Source organism: Natronococcus sp. (genome assembly GCF_047921035.1).
Classification (GTDB): Archaea; Halobacteriota; Halobacteria; order Halobacteriales; family Natrialbaceae; genus Natronococcus.
The window spans coordinates 23431-36761 of sequence record NZ_JBLRWX010000009.1 but is presented as its reverse complement, the minus strand read 5'-3'; the positions used below and the strand labels follow the sequence as shown (position 1 = coordinate 36761).

The 13331-nt window shown below is 66.9% G+C and carries 14 protein-coding genes and 1 tRNA gene; 4 read left to right on the top strand and 11 right to left on the bottom strand.

All coding sequences use genetic code 11. The features are described from left to right. The first annotated feature begins 93 nt into the window (after positions 1-93). A complete protein-coding gene (locus ACNA7R_RS03520; RefSeq protein WP_278304646.1) occupies positions 94-303 on the top strand; it encodes a DUF5800 family protein in 210 nt (69 codons plus the stop codon). 72 nt (positions 304-375) lie between these two features. Here ACNA7R_RS03520 and ACNA7R_RS03515 read toward each other — a convergent pair whose 3' ends face one another. Then, complete coding sequence (locus ACNA7R_RS03515) at positions 376-951, bottom strand: hypothetical protein (protein ID WP_416282156.1); 576 nt, start codon at positions 949-951, stop codon at positions 376-378. Positions 952-1047: 96 nt separating this feature from the next. On the opposite strand from ACNA7R_RS03515, the gene ACNA7R_RS03510 reads away from it, so the two are divergent. Continuing rightward, positions 1048-1401: a DUF192 domain-containing protein gene (locus ACNA7R_RS03510; RefSeq protein WP_416282155.1), complete on the top strand. Its 354-nt coding sequence runs from the start codon at positions 1048-1050 to the stop codon at positions 1399-1401. On the opposite strand, the gene hpt is transcribed toward ACNA7R_RS03510, so the two are convergent. Further along, positions 1402-1962: a hypoxanthine/guanine phosphoribosyltransferase gene (hpt, locus tag ACNA7R_RS03505; protein WP_416282154.1), complete on the bottom strand. Its 561-nt coding sequence runs from the start codon at positions 1960-1962 to the stop codon at positions 1402-1404. A 243-nt stretch (positions 1963-2205) separates the two neighbouring features. Between hpt and ACNA7R_RS03500 the strand changes: the two genes are divergently transcribed. After that, complete coding sequence (locus ACNA7R_RS03500) at positions 2206-3732, top strand: (R)-citramalate synthase (RefSeq protein WP_416282153.1); 1527 nt, start codon at positions 2206-2208, stop codon at positions 3730-3732. 151 nt (positions 3733-3883) lie between these two features. Here the strand turns inward: ACNA7R_RS03500 and ACNA7R_RS03495 are convergent, their stop codons facing one another. The 5 genes from ACNA7R_RS03495 to ACNA7R_RS03475 all read right to left on the bottom strand — a co-directional run bounded on the left by ACNA7R_RS03495 (position 3884) and on the right by ACNA7R_RS03475 (position 6946). After that, positions 3884-4081, bottom strand: coding sequence for a hypothetical protein (locus tag ACNA7R_RS03495; protein ID WP_416282152.1), 198 nt, complete (start codon positions 4079-4081; stop codon positions 3884-3886). 46 nt (positions 4082-4127) lie between these two features. Next, positions 4128-5549 carry a 4Fe-4S ferredoxin N-terminal domain-containing protein gene (locus tag ACNA7R_RS03490; RefSeq protein WP_416282151.1) on the bottom strand — a complete coding sequence of 474 codons (1422 nt, stop codon included), beginning with the start codon at positions 5547-5549 and terminating at the stop codon, positions 4128-4130. 384 nt (positions 5550-5933) lie between these two features. Next, positions 5934-6263 (bottom strand): type II toxin-antitoxin system PemK/MazF family toxin, encoded by a 330-nt coding sequence (locus ACNA7R_RS03485; RefSeq protein ID WP_416282150.1) that lies wholly within the window; start codon positions 6261-6263, stop codon positions 5934-5936. 3 nt (positions 6264-6266) lie between these two features. Then, on the bottom strand, positions 6267-6626 hold the full coding sequence (locus ACNA7R_RS03480) for a hypothetical protein (protein WP_416282149.1): 360 nt from the start codon (positions 6624-6626) through the stop codon (positions 6267-6269). A 235-nt stretch (positions 6627-6861) separates the two neighbouring features. Beyond that, positions 6862-6946, bottom strand: a tRNA-Ser gene (locus ACNA7R_RS03475). Between the two features lie 125 nt (positions 6947-7071). Here ACNA7R_RS03475 and ACNA7R_RS03470 point away from each other — a divergent pair. After that, a complete protein-coding gene (locus tag ACNA7R_RS03470; RefSeq protein WP_416282147.1) occupies positions 7072-8022 on the top strand; it encodes an AAA family ATPase in 951 nt (316 codons plus the stop codon). A gap of 50 nt (positions 8023-8072) precedes the next feature. Here ACNA7R_RS03470 and ACNA7R_RS03465 read toward each other — a convergent pair whose 3' ends face one another. From ACNA7R_RS03465 to ACNA7R_RS03450, 4 genes are all read right to left on the bottom strand, one after another. After that, positions 8073-8261: a hypothetical protein gene (locus tag ACNA7R_RS03465; RefSeq protein WP_416282146.1), complete on the bottom strand. Its 189-nt coding sequence runs from the start codon at positions 8259-8261 to the stop codon at positions 8073-8075. A gap of 49 nt (positions 8262-8310) precedes the next feature. Continuing rightward, a complete protein-coding gene (gene ppc, locus ACNA7R_RS03460) occupies positions 8311-11001 on the bottom strand; it encodes a phosphoenolpyruvate carboxylase (protein ID WP_416282144.1) in 2691 nt (896 codons plus the stop codon). A 587-nt stretch (positions 11002-11588) separates the two neighbouring features. Continuing rightward, complete coding sequence (locus ACNA7R_RS03455; protein WP_416282143.1) at positions 11589-12563, bottom strand: electron transfer flavoprotein subunit alpha/FixB family protein; 975 nt, start codon at positions 12561-12563, stop codon at positions 11589-11591. Beyond that, positions 12560-13330 carry an electron transfer flavoprotein subunit beta/FixA family protein gene (locus ACNA7R_RS03450; protein ID WP_416282142.1) on the bottom strand — a complete coding sequence of 257 codons (771 nt, stop codon included), beginning with the start codon at positions 13328-13330 and terminating at the stop codon, positions 12560-12562. The genes ACNA7R_RS03455 and ACNA7R_RS03450 overlap by 4 nt, the downstream gene beginning before the upstream one ends. Position 13331: the final 1 nt, after the last annotated feature.

Sequence of the window (13331 nt, the reverse complement as noted above, 5' to 3'; positions counted from 1 at the left end):
ATAAAGGTCGCGCGATTCGACGGCGGGCGCGACGGTGGGGTGCCCGCGAGTACAGCCGTCCGGTTTTTACCACCCCGTCTCCTACTGGCGCTCATGACGACGCTTGCGTTCGACGACGAGGGTGTCGACGTCGTGTACGAAGGCACCGAGTTCCGCCTCGAGCGGGAACTCATCGAGGAAGCCACCGAGAAATCCTACTACGACGTGACCGACCACGAAGTGCTCAAGATCGTCGCCGAGCAGCCGAACCTGCAGGGCGAACCGCGACGCGTTGGCGACATCCTGCCGCGCGGAAACAACTGAGACGCGTTCTGGCGTCGGTCGCACGTTCTGGTACGATCGTGTGGCTGCGTTCGCCGATCCACAGCGGGATGCTCACTCGTCGGCGCCGTATCGTTCGGCCGCCGACTCGAACCCCAGTTCGTCCAGCTCGCGCCCGCGTCGGCCCTCGAGCTCGGCGACCGCTTCCGGCTCCGGTGCGACGTCGTCGGTGATTCGGGCCCACGAGGAGTGGACCTTCGAGTGACACCACCGACAGAGGTAGACCGTGATCTCGTGGGAGAGTTCGTCCTCGTCCTCGGCTTCGGCGGTGGGACTCTCGCTTCCGGCCGTCGATCCGCTCCCGTCGGCGTACGAGAGGTGGTGTTCCTCGAGCAGCGGTCGCTCGTCGTCGTGGGCCAGGCGCTTCTGCTCGAGGCCGCAGCGCACGCACTCGCGGTCGCGGTTTCGCGACCGGAAGTGGGGGCAGTCGGCCGGCGTCTCCTCGCGCTCGGGGTCGTGGACGGGACAGGCGTACTCCTCGGCTGCCCGCTCGCGGGCGAAGGTGGGGTCGGCGTCGGGCCGTTCGAAGGCGTACCGACACCGCCCGTCGTCGGTGCAGCGGTCGCAGACGCCGGCGAACGCGTAGGGGTCGTCGACGCCGACGGACGTTCCTCGCGGCGTTTTCTCCATCGCCGTCCCGTTGGCGAGCGCGACGTTTCAACCCCTCGCCACTCACCGCTCGAGTTTCACGGGAAGTTTTTGCCCTCGCAGCGGGCACTCGAGGTCGTGCGACTGCGCCACCACCCGAAATCCGGTGCCGCCCGCCAGCTGGCCGCGACCGTCGAGACGGCCGACTCCGCGCTCGCTCAGCTCCGCGGGCTCATGTTCCGCCGTTCGCTGCCCGAGGAGTACGCGCTGGCGTTCCGGTTCGGATCGGCGCGGCCCCGCGACGTCCACATGCTGTTCGTCTTCGTCCCGCTGGACGTGATCTGGGTCGTCGACGGCGTCGTCGAGCGCGTCGAACGGCTGCGACCCTGGCGGGGGATCGCCCGCAGCGAGGCCGACCTATTGCTCGAGCTGCCCGCAGGGGCGGCCGACGGCGTCGAGCCCGGCGACGAACTGGTCCTCGAGCCGGCCTGACTACTCGACGACCTCGAGCGCGCCGTCGACAACCCGGACGTCGAACAGCGCCGTCACCGACCTGTCGAACCCCTCGCGGTCGCGGTCGACGCGCCGGAGGACGACCGCGACGTCGACGAGCTCCGCGTCGACGGCCTCGAGGGCCTCGCAGACGGCCTCGATCGTGTGGCCCGTCGAGAGAACGTCGTCGACGAGGACGGCCCGGTCGCCCGCTTCGACCCCGTTCAGGAAGAGTTCGCTCTCGCCGTAGCCAGTCTCCTGGTGGATCGCGACCTCGTCCGGGAACCCGTAGGAGCGCTTGCGGACGACGACGAAGGGGACTCCCGTCGCCGTCGAGAGCGCCGTGGCGTGGTGGATCCCCATCGCCTCGGGCGCGACGAGGACGTCGACGTCCGCGAAGTCGATCCGCTCGCGGAAGCCGGCGACGACCGCCTCGAGAACCTCGGGCTCGACGATCGGAATCCCGTCGGTGACGCCGTGGACGAAGTAGTCGTAGCCGTCGCGATCGACGACGGGCGCCGCACGGAGCGACCGCGCGAGCGGCTCCAGCGTGGGGTCCATGTCCTCGCCTACGTCGAGAGGGGCGATGGTCGTTGGGGTCCTCGCGTCGAACGGCGACGACGGCTCGACGGTGGCGCCGACGGATGCAGATGGTGCCGAGACCGGCGAGGTTAAGTCGCCCCGTCCGAATAGGTCGTGATACGATGGCACGAGATTCGTTCTCAACGCCGGAGTCCGAGGATAGAGGAAGTCGGGGCAACCCGGCTGGGCGCGAAATTCCAGGGCCGAGATAACCCCTCCTTCGTGACTACGACTCCGGAACAGACGATCGCAGCCGACCGTACAGTGCGCCTTCTCGATACGACGCTTCGCGACGGCGAACAAGCCCCGGGTGTCTCGCTCTCCCCCGACGAGAAAGTCGAGATCGCCCGCGGGCTCGAGCGAGCCGGCGTGTCGGTCATCGAGGCCGGCAGCGCCTGTACGGGCGCGGGCGAGCGACAGGCGATCTCGCGGGTGACCGACCTCGACCTCGACGCCCGCGTGACGAGTTTCTGTCGCGGAATGAAAGGCGACGTCGACCTCGCGCTCGACTGTGACGTCGACGGCGTCCACGTCGTCGTCCCCGCCAGCGACCGCCACGTCGAGGGGAAGGTCGGCACCTCCCGCGAGGACAACCTCGCGAAGACCGCGGAACTCGTCGAGTACGCGACCGACCACGACCTCTGGGTCGAGGTCATCGGCGAGGACGGCTCCCGGGCCGATCTGGACTACCTCGAGGAGCTGATGGGAACCGCCCTCGATGCGGGCGCCGACCGGACCTGCTTCGCCGACACCGTCGGCCACACGGGTCCCGAGCGCACCGCCGAGGCGGTCTCCAGGCTGGCCGAACTTGGTCCCGTCAGCGCCCACACCCACGACGATCTGGGGCTGGGCGTCGCGAACGCGATTTCGGCGGTCTCGGCGGGCGCGGACCTGGTCCACTGTACCGTCAACGGACTGGGCGAGCGGGCCGGCAACGTCGCCCTAGAGGAGGTCGCGATCGCTCTCGAGCACGTCTACGGCGTCCACACCGTGGAACTCGAGGAGCTGTACGACCTCGCACAGCGGGTCTCGCGGGCGACGGGCGTCCCGCTGCCGCCGAACAAGGCCGTCGTCGGCGAGAACGCCTTCACCCACGAGAGCGGGATCCACACCGACGGCACGCTGAAAGACGACAAGATGTACGAGCCCTACGCGCCCGAGACCGTCGGGCGCGAGCGACGGCTTGCGCTCGGCAAACACACCGGCCGGGCCGGCGTCGCAGCGACGCTCGAGGAACACGGCGTCGAGGCCGACGGCGACGAGGTCGCCGAGATCGCCACCCGTGTCACCGAACTCGGCGACCGCGGTCGCCGGGTGACCGACGCCGACCTGCTCGCGATCGCCGAGGACGTCACTGGCGACGACCGCGAGCGCGTCGTCGAACTGCTCGACCTCACCGCGACCAGCGGGGGCGCGGTTCCGACCGCGAGCATCCGCCTCGAGGTCGACGGCGAGGAACGGGTCGCGAGCGGCACCGGATCGGGTCCGGTCGACGCCGCCGTCTCCGCGGTGCGGGAGGCGCTGGGCTCGATGGCCGACGCCGAACTCGAGTCCTACCACGTCGATGCCGTCACCGGCGGCACGGACGCCGTCGTCACCGTCGAGGTGACGATGGTCCGCGACGATCGCTCCGTGACCGTCGCCCGCAGCGAAGCCGACATCACACGAGCGAGCGTCGAGGCGATGGTCGACGCGCTCGATCGGCTGCTCGGACACGACACGCAGCCGCTCGCGCCGGCCGACGACTGACTCTCGTTACTCCCTTCAGTTCGACCGAGAAGCGTTTCGACTCGAGTGACGACGCCGTAGAGACCCCGTCGCCGACTAAGCAGCGCGCTCGAGGGACAGGTCCTGTTCGTGAGCTATTCAGCGTCGCATCCGATCGTACCGCCGGCTCCCGCTAGTGGAACGGCTGCCGGCTGAGTATGCCCCAGGGATCGAGGAAGTACACGCCCGCGAGAAACAGCGCGAGGGCGACGACGAACAGCCGAAGCACCACGTCGGTCCCGAACGACGACACCGGGTACAGCGTGTACGCGATCAGCGCCGCGACGCCGATCCAGAGCGTCCCGACGGCGACGCGCTGACGGAGTTCCATACCGGGCGGTCTCGCTCGAGCGGTATGAAGCTCCCGAAGGCCGCCCTCACAGCGAGAGGTCGCTGTCGCCGACCGTCCCCTCGTCGAGGACGTTCTTGCGGTTGTCGACCTGACCGACGTCGTCGTAGGCGACCGGTCCCGGAACCTGCTCGGCGTCCGGGCCCGGCTCGTTGCCGAGGTAGAGGACGTTCGGATCGGTGTTGTACTCCTGCAGGAGTCGGAACGTCGAGTCGGGCTCGCCGTACTCGCCCCGCAGGAGCCGTTCGGCCTCCTCCTCGGTCAGTCCGTCTTCGTCGCCTTCCTCGGCTGGCTCCTCCTCGCCCTCGAGGACGGCGATGGCGTCCTGTAGCTCCTCGTCGTCCGGATCGTGCTCCAGGGCGCGGGCGAGCGGGACGTTCTCGGCGTACCGCTGGGGGTCGCTGTCGGGATCGTTCATGTCGCCGAACTGGATCGCCCCCGGCGGACAGGCGTCCTCGCAGGCCGTCGTGCCGACCATCTCCTCGCCCATGTTGCCGTCCTGGCGGGCCGGGTCGAAGATGCACTTCTCCATGACGCCGCGGGGGCCGCGGCCGCTAACCCAGCGGTCGCGCTGGTCGTACATCATGTCCTCGCCGAGCTCATCGGAGGGGGCGTCGACCTCCGGCTCGCCCCACTGGAAGTAGTTGACGCCGTACGGGCAGGCGACCTGACAGTACCGACAGCCGATGCAAACGTCGTAGTCGGTGAGCACGAGGCCGCCCTCGTCGCGGGTGTGACGGGCCGTCGTCGGACACACCTTCTCGCAGGGGGCGTCCGTACAGTGCTGACAGGGCCGGATCAGGTAGTTGAAGTCCCGCGTTCCCTCGAAGTCGTCGGCGTCGGGCGACTCGACGGTGCCGTCCCCGTAGGCGATGATGTACATCCAGTTCGCGCCCTCGTTCCAGTTGTGCTCCTGGTTACACGCGACCACACAGGAGAGACAGCCGTCACAGACCTCGAGGTCGAGTGCCATCCCCCACTGGACGCCGTCACTGTCGCCCTCCTCCTCGCCTTCCTCCTGGGCCGCGACGATATCGGGTTCCGACCCGTCCCCGTTCTCGGCGGTCCCCCAGGCACCCAGGCCGACAGCGGCCGCGCCGGCGCCCATCTTCTTCATCGTGTCGCGCCGGGACTCCTCGCCGTCACCGCCAAAGCGAGAGAGCATTCCCGAGAGCGTTCCCTTCGCCTCCCGTTTGGCGTTCTCGTAGGCCTCCTTCGTCGGCCGCTGGTCCTCGCCGAACTCCTCGAGAACGTCCTCGTGGTAGCGCTCGTGGAACGCGGCCTCCGAGAGTTCGCCCTTCGTGACCCGCATCGCGTCCTCGGCCATCGCCATCCCGAGGTCCGCGTCGTACTCGGTCTCCTCGAGCATGGCCCGGAAGTCCTCCTCGGCGGCGTCCCCGAGGGGATGGAACGGGTCGTCCCCGAGGCCACCCTCGTCGTCGGAACTCATCGCGTCCGCTCACCTCGTCTCGCCGTCGGGAAGTTACTGATTTCTGACATTGTATCCGTTCGGGACTCCCTCCCATAGCTGCAGAGATAAAGCGGTTCCCTGCAAGGGATGGCAACTCATACCGAGGTTGGAGAGTGGTACGGATGTCGAACGGTCGGTGGACGTCCTCGTCGGTTCGGCGGGCGTCGTCGATCGTTCGGTCCTCGAGGCATTCGCGTCGGACGATTATTTTGTCCCAAACTATCATAAAAAGCCTCTCTCTGTGCAGCGAACGAATCGTCGAGGACTGCTTAGTGAAAGGCGACAACTCGCTACGTATCCGTGATCCCCATTTCACGGTCTTCCTCGCGGCGCTGACGACTCGAAACGGAGCAAAGAACGCTCCTAACGGAGGTAGGTCTGAACTACGTCCACGATACGCTCGGTGCAGTTCTCGGTGAGACGGCCTTGCCACGCAACGAGATCCTCACGACGCGGAGAGTGTACCGCCCACGGAGACGCAAAAGACTCTCGCGGGACACCACCTGTCTCCCAAACCGCTGGCCGAAGCGCGATGGAGTGATCGTACTCCTTGGTCGAGATCGCGACTGCAAGATACTGTTCCTCGCTGAACGGATGCTTCCGGTTGCTAACGATCAGCCACGGCCGCTGTTTCTCACTACCGAGTTTGAACGGATCTCGGCTTCGAACGACATCGCCTCGTTCGGGTCGCATCGATTAGGAGTCCTCGCTTGGATGCGGCGTATTGGGCGCGGCTGCATCCCACTCTTCCGGATCGATACCGCCATCGTCCTCATCGAGACGAGTGCTCGCAGTACGGAGGTCGTATGCTGCAGCAACTCGATCTTCATCCTCTGTAATGGCCCAATACTCGCCCTTGTGTCGCACGAGGTTACGTTCTTTGAGCCTCGAGAGGGCGGTTCCGACCGTGTTTGGGTCGGCATCGATCGCTGCCGCGATTTCGGCTCGGGTGAAGGCTTTGTCCCGCTGTCCGTACAGGTACGTGACTACCGCTTCCGGTACGCTCGGGCTCTGTGGTAGGTCACCGGATTCGAACTCGTCGATGCCCACGGGCATATAACGTACTTTGTGTGCTAGCGTAATTAGTGTGCTGGAGTACCAGTGTACTTCTATTTCTGCTGATAACGCATCCTCGCGCTCAGTTTGAGCGTCACCGTTCCAGACTTTCGGGCGAGTTGAACCACAGAAATTCCGCTCACGTCACTCCCTGATTCAAATCCCGTCGTTGTTTACAGCGACCAGATGACTCGCGCCGCTACGCGTTGCTCGTCGGTTGTGGTCGCTGCAAAAGCGCCGAGAGGGAGATTTGAACTCCCGAGTCCGTGAGGACAGCAGATTTCGAATCTGCCGCCTTGGCCGGGCTAGGCTATCTCGGCTCACTCCTACCTACCGCGGTGACGTTTTTATCGGTTTCGAATCGTCGCGCCGTCTGGGAACCGCTGGCGTGCGAACGTGACAGTCGGACGAAAGACGTTTCACGCGAGCCTTCGAGGTCGACGCCATGGACGTCACCCAGGCCAGCCGCGAGTGTTCGACCGTCCTCGAGGAGATCGGCGGCGCCGTCGTCTGCGATCGGTCCTTCCTCGAGGAGATCCTCGTCGGCGTCGTCGGACGGGGCCACGTCCTCCTCGAGGACGTCCCCGGGACGGGCAAAACGCTGACGGCTCGCAGCGTCGCCACCGCGCTCGGGCTCTCCTTCTCCCGGATCCAGTTCACGCCCGATCTGTTGCCGACCGACGTCACCGGCACGCACGTCTTCGACGAGCGCGACCGGAGCTTCGAGTTCAACGAGGGGCCGCTCTTTGCCAACGTCGTGCTCGCCGACGAGATCAACCGCGCGCCGCCGAAAACCCAGGCCGCCTTGCTCGAGGCCATGGAGGAGGGCCAGGTCACCGTCGACGGCGAAACCCGACCGCTCCCCGATCCGTTCTTCGTCATCGCGACCCAGAACCCCGTCGAACAGGAGGGAACGTTTCCGCTTCCCGAGGCGCAGGTCGATCGCTTCCTCGTCAAGACGTCGATGGGCTACCCCGACGCCGAGGGCGAGGTCGAACTGCTGCGACGGCGCGCGAGCCGCGAGGCTGGGAGTCCGACCGTCTCGACGGTCCTCGAGCCCGAGCAGATCGACGCGCTCCGGCAGGTGCCCGAGACGGTCCGGGTCGAGGCCGACCTGCTCGAGTACGTTGCCGCGCTGGCTCGCGAGACCCGCGGCGACGGCCGCGTCGAGGTCGGCGTCTCCCCGCGGGGCACCCAGCGGCTGTTCGAGGCCGCCCGTGCGTACGCGGCACTGGTCGGTCGGGAGTACGTCACGCCCGACGACATCAAGCGAGTCGCCGAGCCGGTCCTCGCCCACCGACTCGTGTTGACGCCCGACGCGACGGTCAACCGGGTCGAGAAGGCCGCGATCGTCGAGAGCGTCCTCGAGTCGGTGCCAGTGCCGACGGTCGAGTAGGCCGCCGGTGGAGGGAGAGCCCGCTCGGGGAACCGCTTCGGTGCAGGGGGTTACCGGTTCCCCATCGCCACGCCGAGTGCGACGCCGATCGCGACGCCCATCGGGAGCCACAGACCGAGGTCGTCGGTCGCGACGCCGATCGCGGTCCCCAGTGCGATCCCGACGGCGATTCCAGCGCCCAGTTCGGCTCCGTCGGTTCCGTCGGTGTCGTCGCCCGCCTCGGCGGTATCGTTCGCCATGTCCAGTCGTTCGTCGGAGCGACGATAGCTGTTGACCCCGTGAGCGGGCTTACCCCGTGTTCTTCATCCCGGCGGCGATCCCCTTGACCGTCAGCCGCAGGGTTCGCTCCTCGATATCGGTGCGGTGGGTGCGATCGAGCAGGTAGACCTGCAGCAGGTTCAGCGGGTCGACGTAGGGGTTGCGTCGCTCGAGGTTCTCGCCGAGCCAGTCGCGGGTGTGGAGCTCCTCGCGCTGGCCGATCGTCGTCACCAGCTCGGCCGCACGCTCGTACTCCTCGCTCAGCCGCGGGAAGAACCGATCGCGCAGGTCGGCGTCGGCCATCCCCGCGTAGGTCTCGGCGATCTCGAGTTCGGTTCGCGACAGCGAGAGCGCGGCGTTGTCCAGCGTCGATCGGAAGAACGCCCACTCGTCGTACATCTCCTGGAGGGTCTCCTCGGAGCCGCCGTCCTCGAGGTAGGCGTCGATCCCGCTCGCGAGGGCGTACCAGCCGGGCAGGATACACCGCGACTGGGTCCAGGAGAACACCCACGGGATCGCCCGCAGGTCCTCGACGGTGCGCTCGCCGGATCGCGAGGCGGGTCGCGATCCGAGGTCGAGGTCCTCGATAACCGTGATCGGGGTCGCCTGCTCGAAGTACCGGACGAACCCCTCGCTCTCGAGCAGATCGCGGTACTCCTGGCGAGCGGCGTCGGCCATCGTCTCCATCGCCTCGATCCACTCCTCGTCGACCCGCTCCTCGGGCCGTTGCTCGGCGTAGAGGCGGGCCCGAAGCTGGGCGTTCAGCATCTGCTCGATGTTGCGTTCAGCGATGCGGGGGTTACCGTACTTCTCGGCGATCGCTTCGCCCTGTTCGGTGAACTTCACCTGGCCCGTCACCGTCGAGTTCGGTAGCGCGAGCAGCGCCTCGTTCATCGGGCCACCACCCCGCGAGATCGAGCCCCCGCGGCCGTGGAACAGCCGCATCGTCACGTCGTAATCGTCGCAGATCTCGCCCAGGCGGCGCTGGTTCTTGTACAGCGACCAGTTCGCGGCGAGGAAGCCGTTCTCCTTGTTCGAGTCGGAGTAGCCCAGCATGATCTCCTGGGTCCGCCCGCGGGCCTCGAGGGCCTGGACGTAGGCCTCGTTCTCGAACAGCGTCCCCATGATCCGGCGGGCGCCCGAGAGGGCGTACTCGGTCTCGAGCAGTGGGACGATGTCGAGCCCGCAGTGTTCGGGCAGGGAGACGACGCCGGCCTGGTCGGCGAGGAAGAGGACCTCGAGGACGTGACTCGGCTCCTCGGTCATCGAGATGGCGTAGGTGTCGATCGCGTGGACGCCGTACTCGGTCTGCCAGTCGCCGAGTTCGTCGAACAGCGTCAGTACCCGCTCGGAGTCCTCCGAGAGCCCCTCGGTGTCGGTGAGGTCGATCACGGGCTCGTCCTGGAGGACCGCATCGGTCAGGAGTTCGACCCGTTCGTCCTCGTCGAGCCCGTGGTAGTCGATCCCCTCGCGCTCCAGCGCCGCGGCGATGGCGTCGGTGTGTTTCTGCTGGTGGTCCCGAAGGTCCATGCTGGCAAGCGAGAAGCCGAAGGTTGCGACCTGGCGACGGATCGGGTCGACGTGGGCGTCGACGACGCTCTCGGCGCCGTTGTTCCGCAAACTCTTGGCGACGACCTCGAGGTCCTCGAGCAGTTCGTCGACCTCCTCGTAGCCGCCCGGTCGGACGTCGCCGACCCGCGCCAGGCGCTCGCGCATCAGTTTGAGCTTCTGGCGGTAGGGCTCGCCCGGGTAGCGGTTCTCGGCGGTGCGGGCGCTGCCGGGCAGCAGCTCCCGGTCGTCCTCGAGTCCGGCCTCGAACTCCAGCCCGACGTCGATCCGGCTGCCGTCCTGGCTCAGCACGCCCGAGAGGCGCTTGAGCTGGGTGCGGTACTGCTCGAGGACGACCTCCCGCTGGCGCTCGAGGGTGTTGGCGGTCACCTCCGGCGTCACGTACGGGTTGCCGTCTCGGTCGCTGCCCGCCCACGAGCGGAACTCGAACAGCTTGGGAATCTCGAGGCTGTGGCCGATCTCCTCGTCGATGGCGTCGTCGAGTTCGTCGTACACCTCGCCGACGACGTCGAACAGCGTGTTCTCCAAGTACCACTGGACGTTGCGGGCCTCGTCGGCGACCTCCGGCTGGCGCTTGCGGACCTGCGGGGTCTGCCAGAGGCTGGTCACCTCGGCGTCGACGTCCCGCCAGACCTGATTGCGCTCCTTGTCGGTCAGCAGTCGCTCGTCGAGCGTCTCGAGGTGGGTCGCGATCGTCCGCAGCTTCGATTTGACCGTCTTGCGCCGGGCCTCCGTCGGATGGGCGGTGAACGTCGGCTCGATCAGCACGTCCTCGAGGACCTGCTGGACCGTCTCGACGTCGGTCTCGGCGAGCTCGGCCGCGGCCGTCTCGAGGCTGTCTTCGAGGGTCTCCTCCTGGGAACCGGTTCGGATCGAGCGCACCCGCTCGCGCTCCTCGGCGAGGTTGATCAGCTCGAAGTACGTGGTAAAGGCCCTGGCGACGACCCGCTGCTGGTGGGGCGAGAGGTTGTTGAGTTCCGTAGCCAGCGGCTCGCGGGACTCGAGGTCGCCCGAACGGTAGTCGATCGCGGTCGTCCGACAGGATTCGACCGTCTCGAACGCCCGTCGCGAGGTCTGCTCCTCGAGGACGTCTCCCAGAAGCGTTCCGAGTTCGCGAACGTCCTGGCGCACGGTCCTGTTATGCAGTGTCATTGCAGGGTCGTACGGACCGGAGCTTAAAAAGCCCGGTAGCATCCCGAAGCCTTGCCTCACACATCTTTTTCCCTGATAGTTACGTCGTTCGGCACGAACTCGACGATCCCGAGGTCCGAACCGATCCGTCTCGAGTGCTGTCGATTCGACGGTGTCCAGAACAGACGTTTCGCTCGGTTTACCAATTCCATTCCCTACACTACTCCGGATATGTCGAATTATATATCTAAGGTCATGACAACTCGAGACAGATATCTCGACTTTCGGACCGTACCTTCGCATCTGAGATCCCCTCTTGGTTCCTGTTCGAGGGAACAGCGATACTCGTACGAGGGGTGGCTCGCTCGACGGCGATGGTCTATCGACCGTAGTATCGGAATCTCTTACTGAGTCTCATCGAAGGAGGTCAGCCAAACCGTATAGTTAATTACACACATACGAACGTGATAACAGAATGTTTAACCACCAATAATTATATCGTAGATAGGTCGTGGATCGGACGGGACGACGTCGGGAGCGACGACTCCGATCGGAACGGGAGAAGTCGGGTTTCGACCGGGTCTGACCGACCGGGGGAGGCGACTTGCTCACTTCGCGTCGCGAACGGCCTCGTTCAGCTCCGGCACGACCTCGTGGAGGTCGCCGATCACGGCCCAGTCGGCCTTCTGGATGATCGCCGCCTCGGGGTCGGTGTTGATCGCGAGCAGCGTCTCCGCACCCTTACACCCGACCATGTGCTGGATCGCGCCGCTGATCCCGCAGGCGATGTAGATATCCGGACTGATCTTCGCGCCGGTCTGTCCGACCTGGTCGTCGTGGGGGCGCCACCCCTCGTTGACCGCGGCGCGAGAGGCGCCCACCGTTCCGCCCAGCAGCTCCGCCAGCTCCTCGAGCTGGTCGTAGTCCTCGGCGCTGCCGACGCCCCGGCCGCCGCCGACGACGACCCGGGCCTCGCCCAGCGGGATCCCCTCCTCCTCGCCCGTTTCGACGCGATCGACCTGCACCGCGAACTGGTCGTCCTCGAGGTCGGGCTCGAACGTCGAAACCGACGGCTCCGTCGGCGACGCGGCGGGCTCGATCGGAAACTCGTGTTCCGCCGCCGTCAACAGTTTGTGCTCGCCCTCGAGGCGGGCGTGCTCGATCAGACTGCCGCCCCAGCGGTTCCGCCGGAGTTCGTAGGCGCCGTCGTCGGTGACGTCGACCGCGAGACAGTTCGTCGCCATCGGCGCGTCGAGAGTCGCGCCGACGCGAGCCAGGACCTCGCGGCCGCGGTCGGTTCCCGGGGCCGTGATCGTCCCGGCCTCGCGCTCGGACGCGAGCTGAACGATGCTCTCGGCCCAGGCATCAGGCGCATAGCGCTCGAGGCGGTCGTGGGTCACGCGATGAACCGCCTCGACGCCGTGGTCGCCGAGGTCGTCGCCGAGCGCGTCGGCCTCGTCGCCGAAAGCGACGGTCTCGAGCGAGGCCTCCTCGGCGGTCGCCAGCTCGCGGGCCATCGCGAGCCCCTCGAGCGACGTCTCTTCGGGCGTTCCCTCGTCGTGCTCGACGAGCGTGAGGATCATATCACCTCCACCTCCTCGGCGAGAATCTCGACGATTTCGGGCACCGCTTCCGAACCCTCGCCCAGGATCTCCGCGGGCGAGTCGTCGGTCTCGGGCGCCTCCAGACGAACCTTCTCGAGTCCGCCCGCCCTCGTCTTGGCCCGGGGCTCCACGCTCTCGATCTCCTGCTGGCGAGCCTGCATCTTGGCCCGCATCGAGGCGTACCGGGGCTCGTTGAGCCCCTCCTTGACGGTGACGACGGCCGGCAGGTCGACCTCGTACACCTCCTCGCCGCCGGAGATCTCGCGTCTCGCGATCGCGGTTCCGTCCTCGATCTCGAGGTCCTTGATCCCGGTGACGCAGGGGTAGCCCAGTTCGTTCGCGACGCGGACGCCGACCTGGTAGTTGGCCGCGTCGGCCGACTCGTTGCCGAACAACAGCAGGTCGAACCTCTCGTCGTCGGCGAGCCGATCGATTCCGTCCGCGAGCGCGTCCGCGGTCGCCCGCGGCGACCACTCCTCGTCGTCGGTCTCGAGCAGCGTCGCCTCGTCGGCCTGCATGGCCAGTCCCGTCCGGAGCTGTTCGTCCGCCTCGGGCGGCCCGAGGGTGAGCAGGTGAGCGGAGCCACCGTGGGTCTCGACCTGCGCGACGGCCTCCTCGATCGCACACTCCTCGTGGGGGCTCATCGTAAAGCCCAGCCCGCTCGCGTCGATTCGCTGCTCGTCCTCGGTGAGGACGATCTTGGCGCCCGTGTTCGGGACGCGTTTGAGACAGGCGAGTACCTTCATC

Bases quoted from the DNA above. Each gene is read 5' to 3' on its own strand.
- ACNA7R_RS03465 (WP_416282146.1), bottom strand. From the start codon at position 8,261: ATGGCGAACGATACCGCCGAGGCGGGCGACGACACCGACGGAACCGAC.
- ACNA7R_RS03480 (WP_416282149.1), bottom strand. From the start codon at position 6,626: ATGCCCGTGGGCATCGACGAGTTCGAATCCGGTGACCTACCACAGAGC.
- ACNA7R_RS03520 (WP_278304646.1), top strand. From the start codon at position 94: ATGACGACGCTTGCGTTCGACGACGAGGGTGTCGACGTCGTGTACGAA.
- ACNA7R_RS03515 (WP_416282156.1), bottom strand. From the start codon at position 951: ATGGAGAAAACGCCGCGAGGAACGTCCGTCGGCGTCGACGACCCCTAC.
- ACNA7R_RS03495 (WP_416282152.1), bottom strand. From the start codon at position 4,081: ATGGAACTCCGTCAGCGCGTCGCCGTCGGGACGCTCTGGATCGGCGTC.
- ACNA7R_RS03470 (WP_416282147.1), top strand. From the start codon at position 7,072: ATGGACGTCACCCAGGCCAGCCGCGAGTGTTCGACCGTCCTCGAGGAG.
- ACNA7R_RS03485 (WP_416282150.1), bottom strand. From the start codon at position 6,263: ATGCGACCCGAACGAGGCGATGTCGTTCGAAGCCGAGATCCGTTCAAA.
- ACNA7R_RS03450 (WP_416282142.1), bottom strand. From the start codon at position 13,330: ATGAAGGTACTCGCCTGTCTCAAACGCGTCCCGAACACGGGCGCCAAG.
- ACNA7R_RS03455 (WP_416282143.1), bottom strand. From the start codon at position 12,563: ATGATCCTCACGCTCGTCGAGCACGACGAGGGAACGCCCGAAGAGACG.
- ACNA7R_RS03490 (WP_416282151.1), bottom strand. From the start codon at position 5,549: ATGAGTTCCGACGACGAGGGTGGCCTCGGGGACGACCCGTTCCATCCC.
- hpt (WP_416282154.1), bottom strand. From the start codon at position 1,962: ATGGACCCCACGCTGGAGCCGCTCGCGCGGTCGCTCCGTGCGGCGCCC.
- ppc (WP_416282144.1), bottom strand. From the start codon at position 11,001: ATGACACTGCATAACAGGACCGTGCGCCAGGACGTTCGCGAACTCGGA.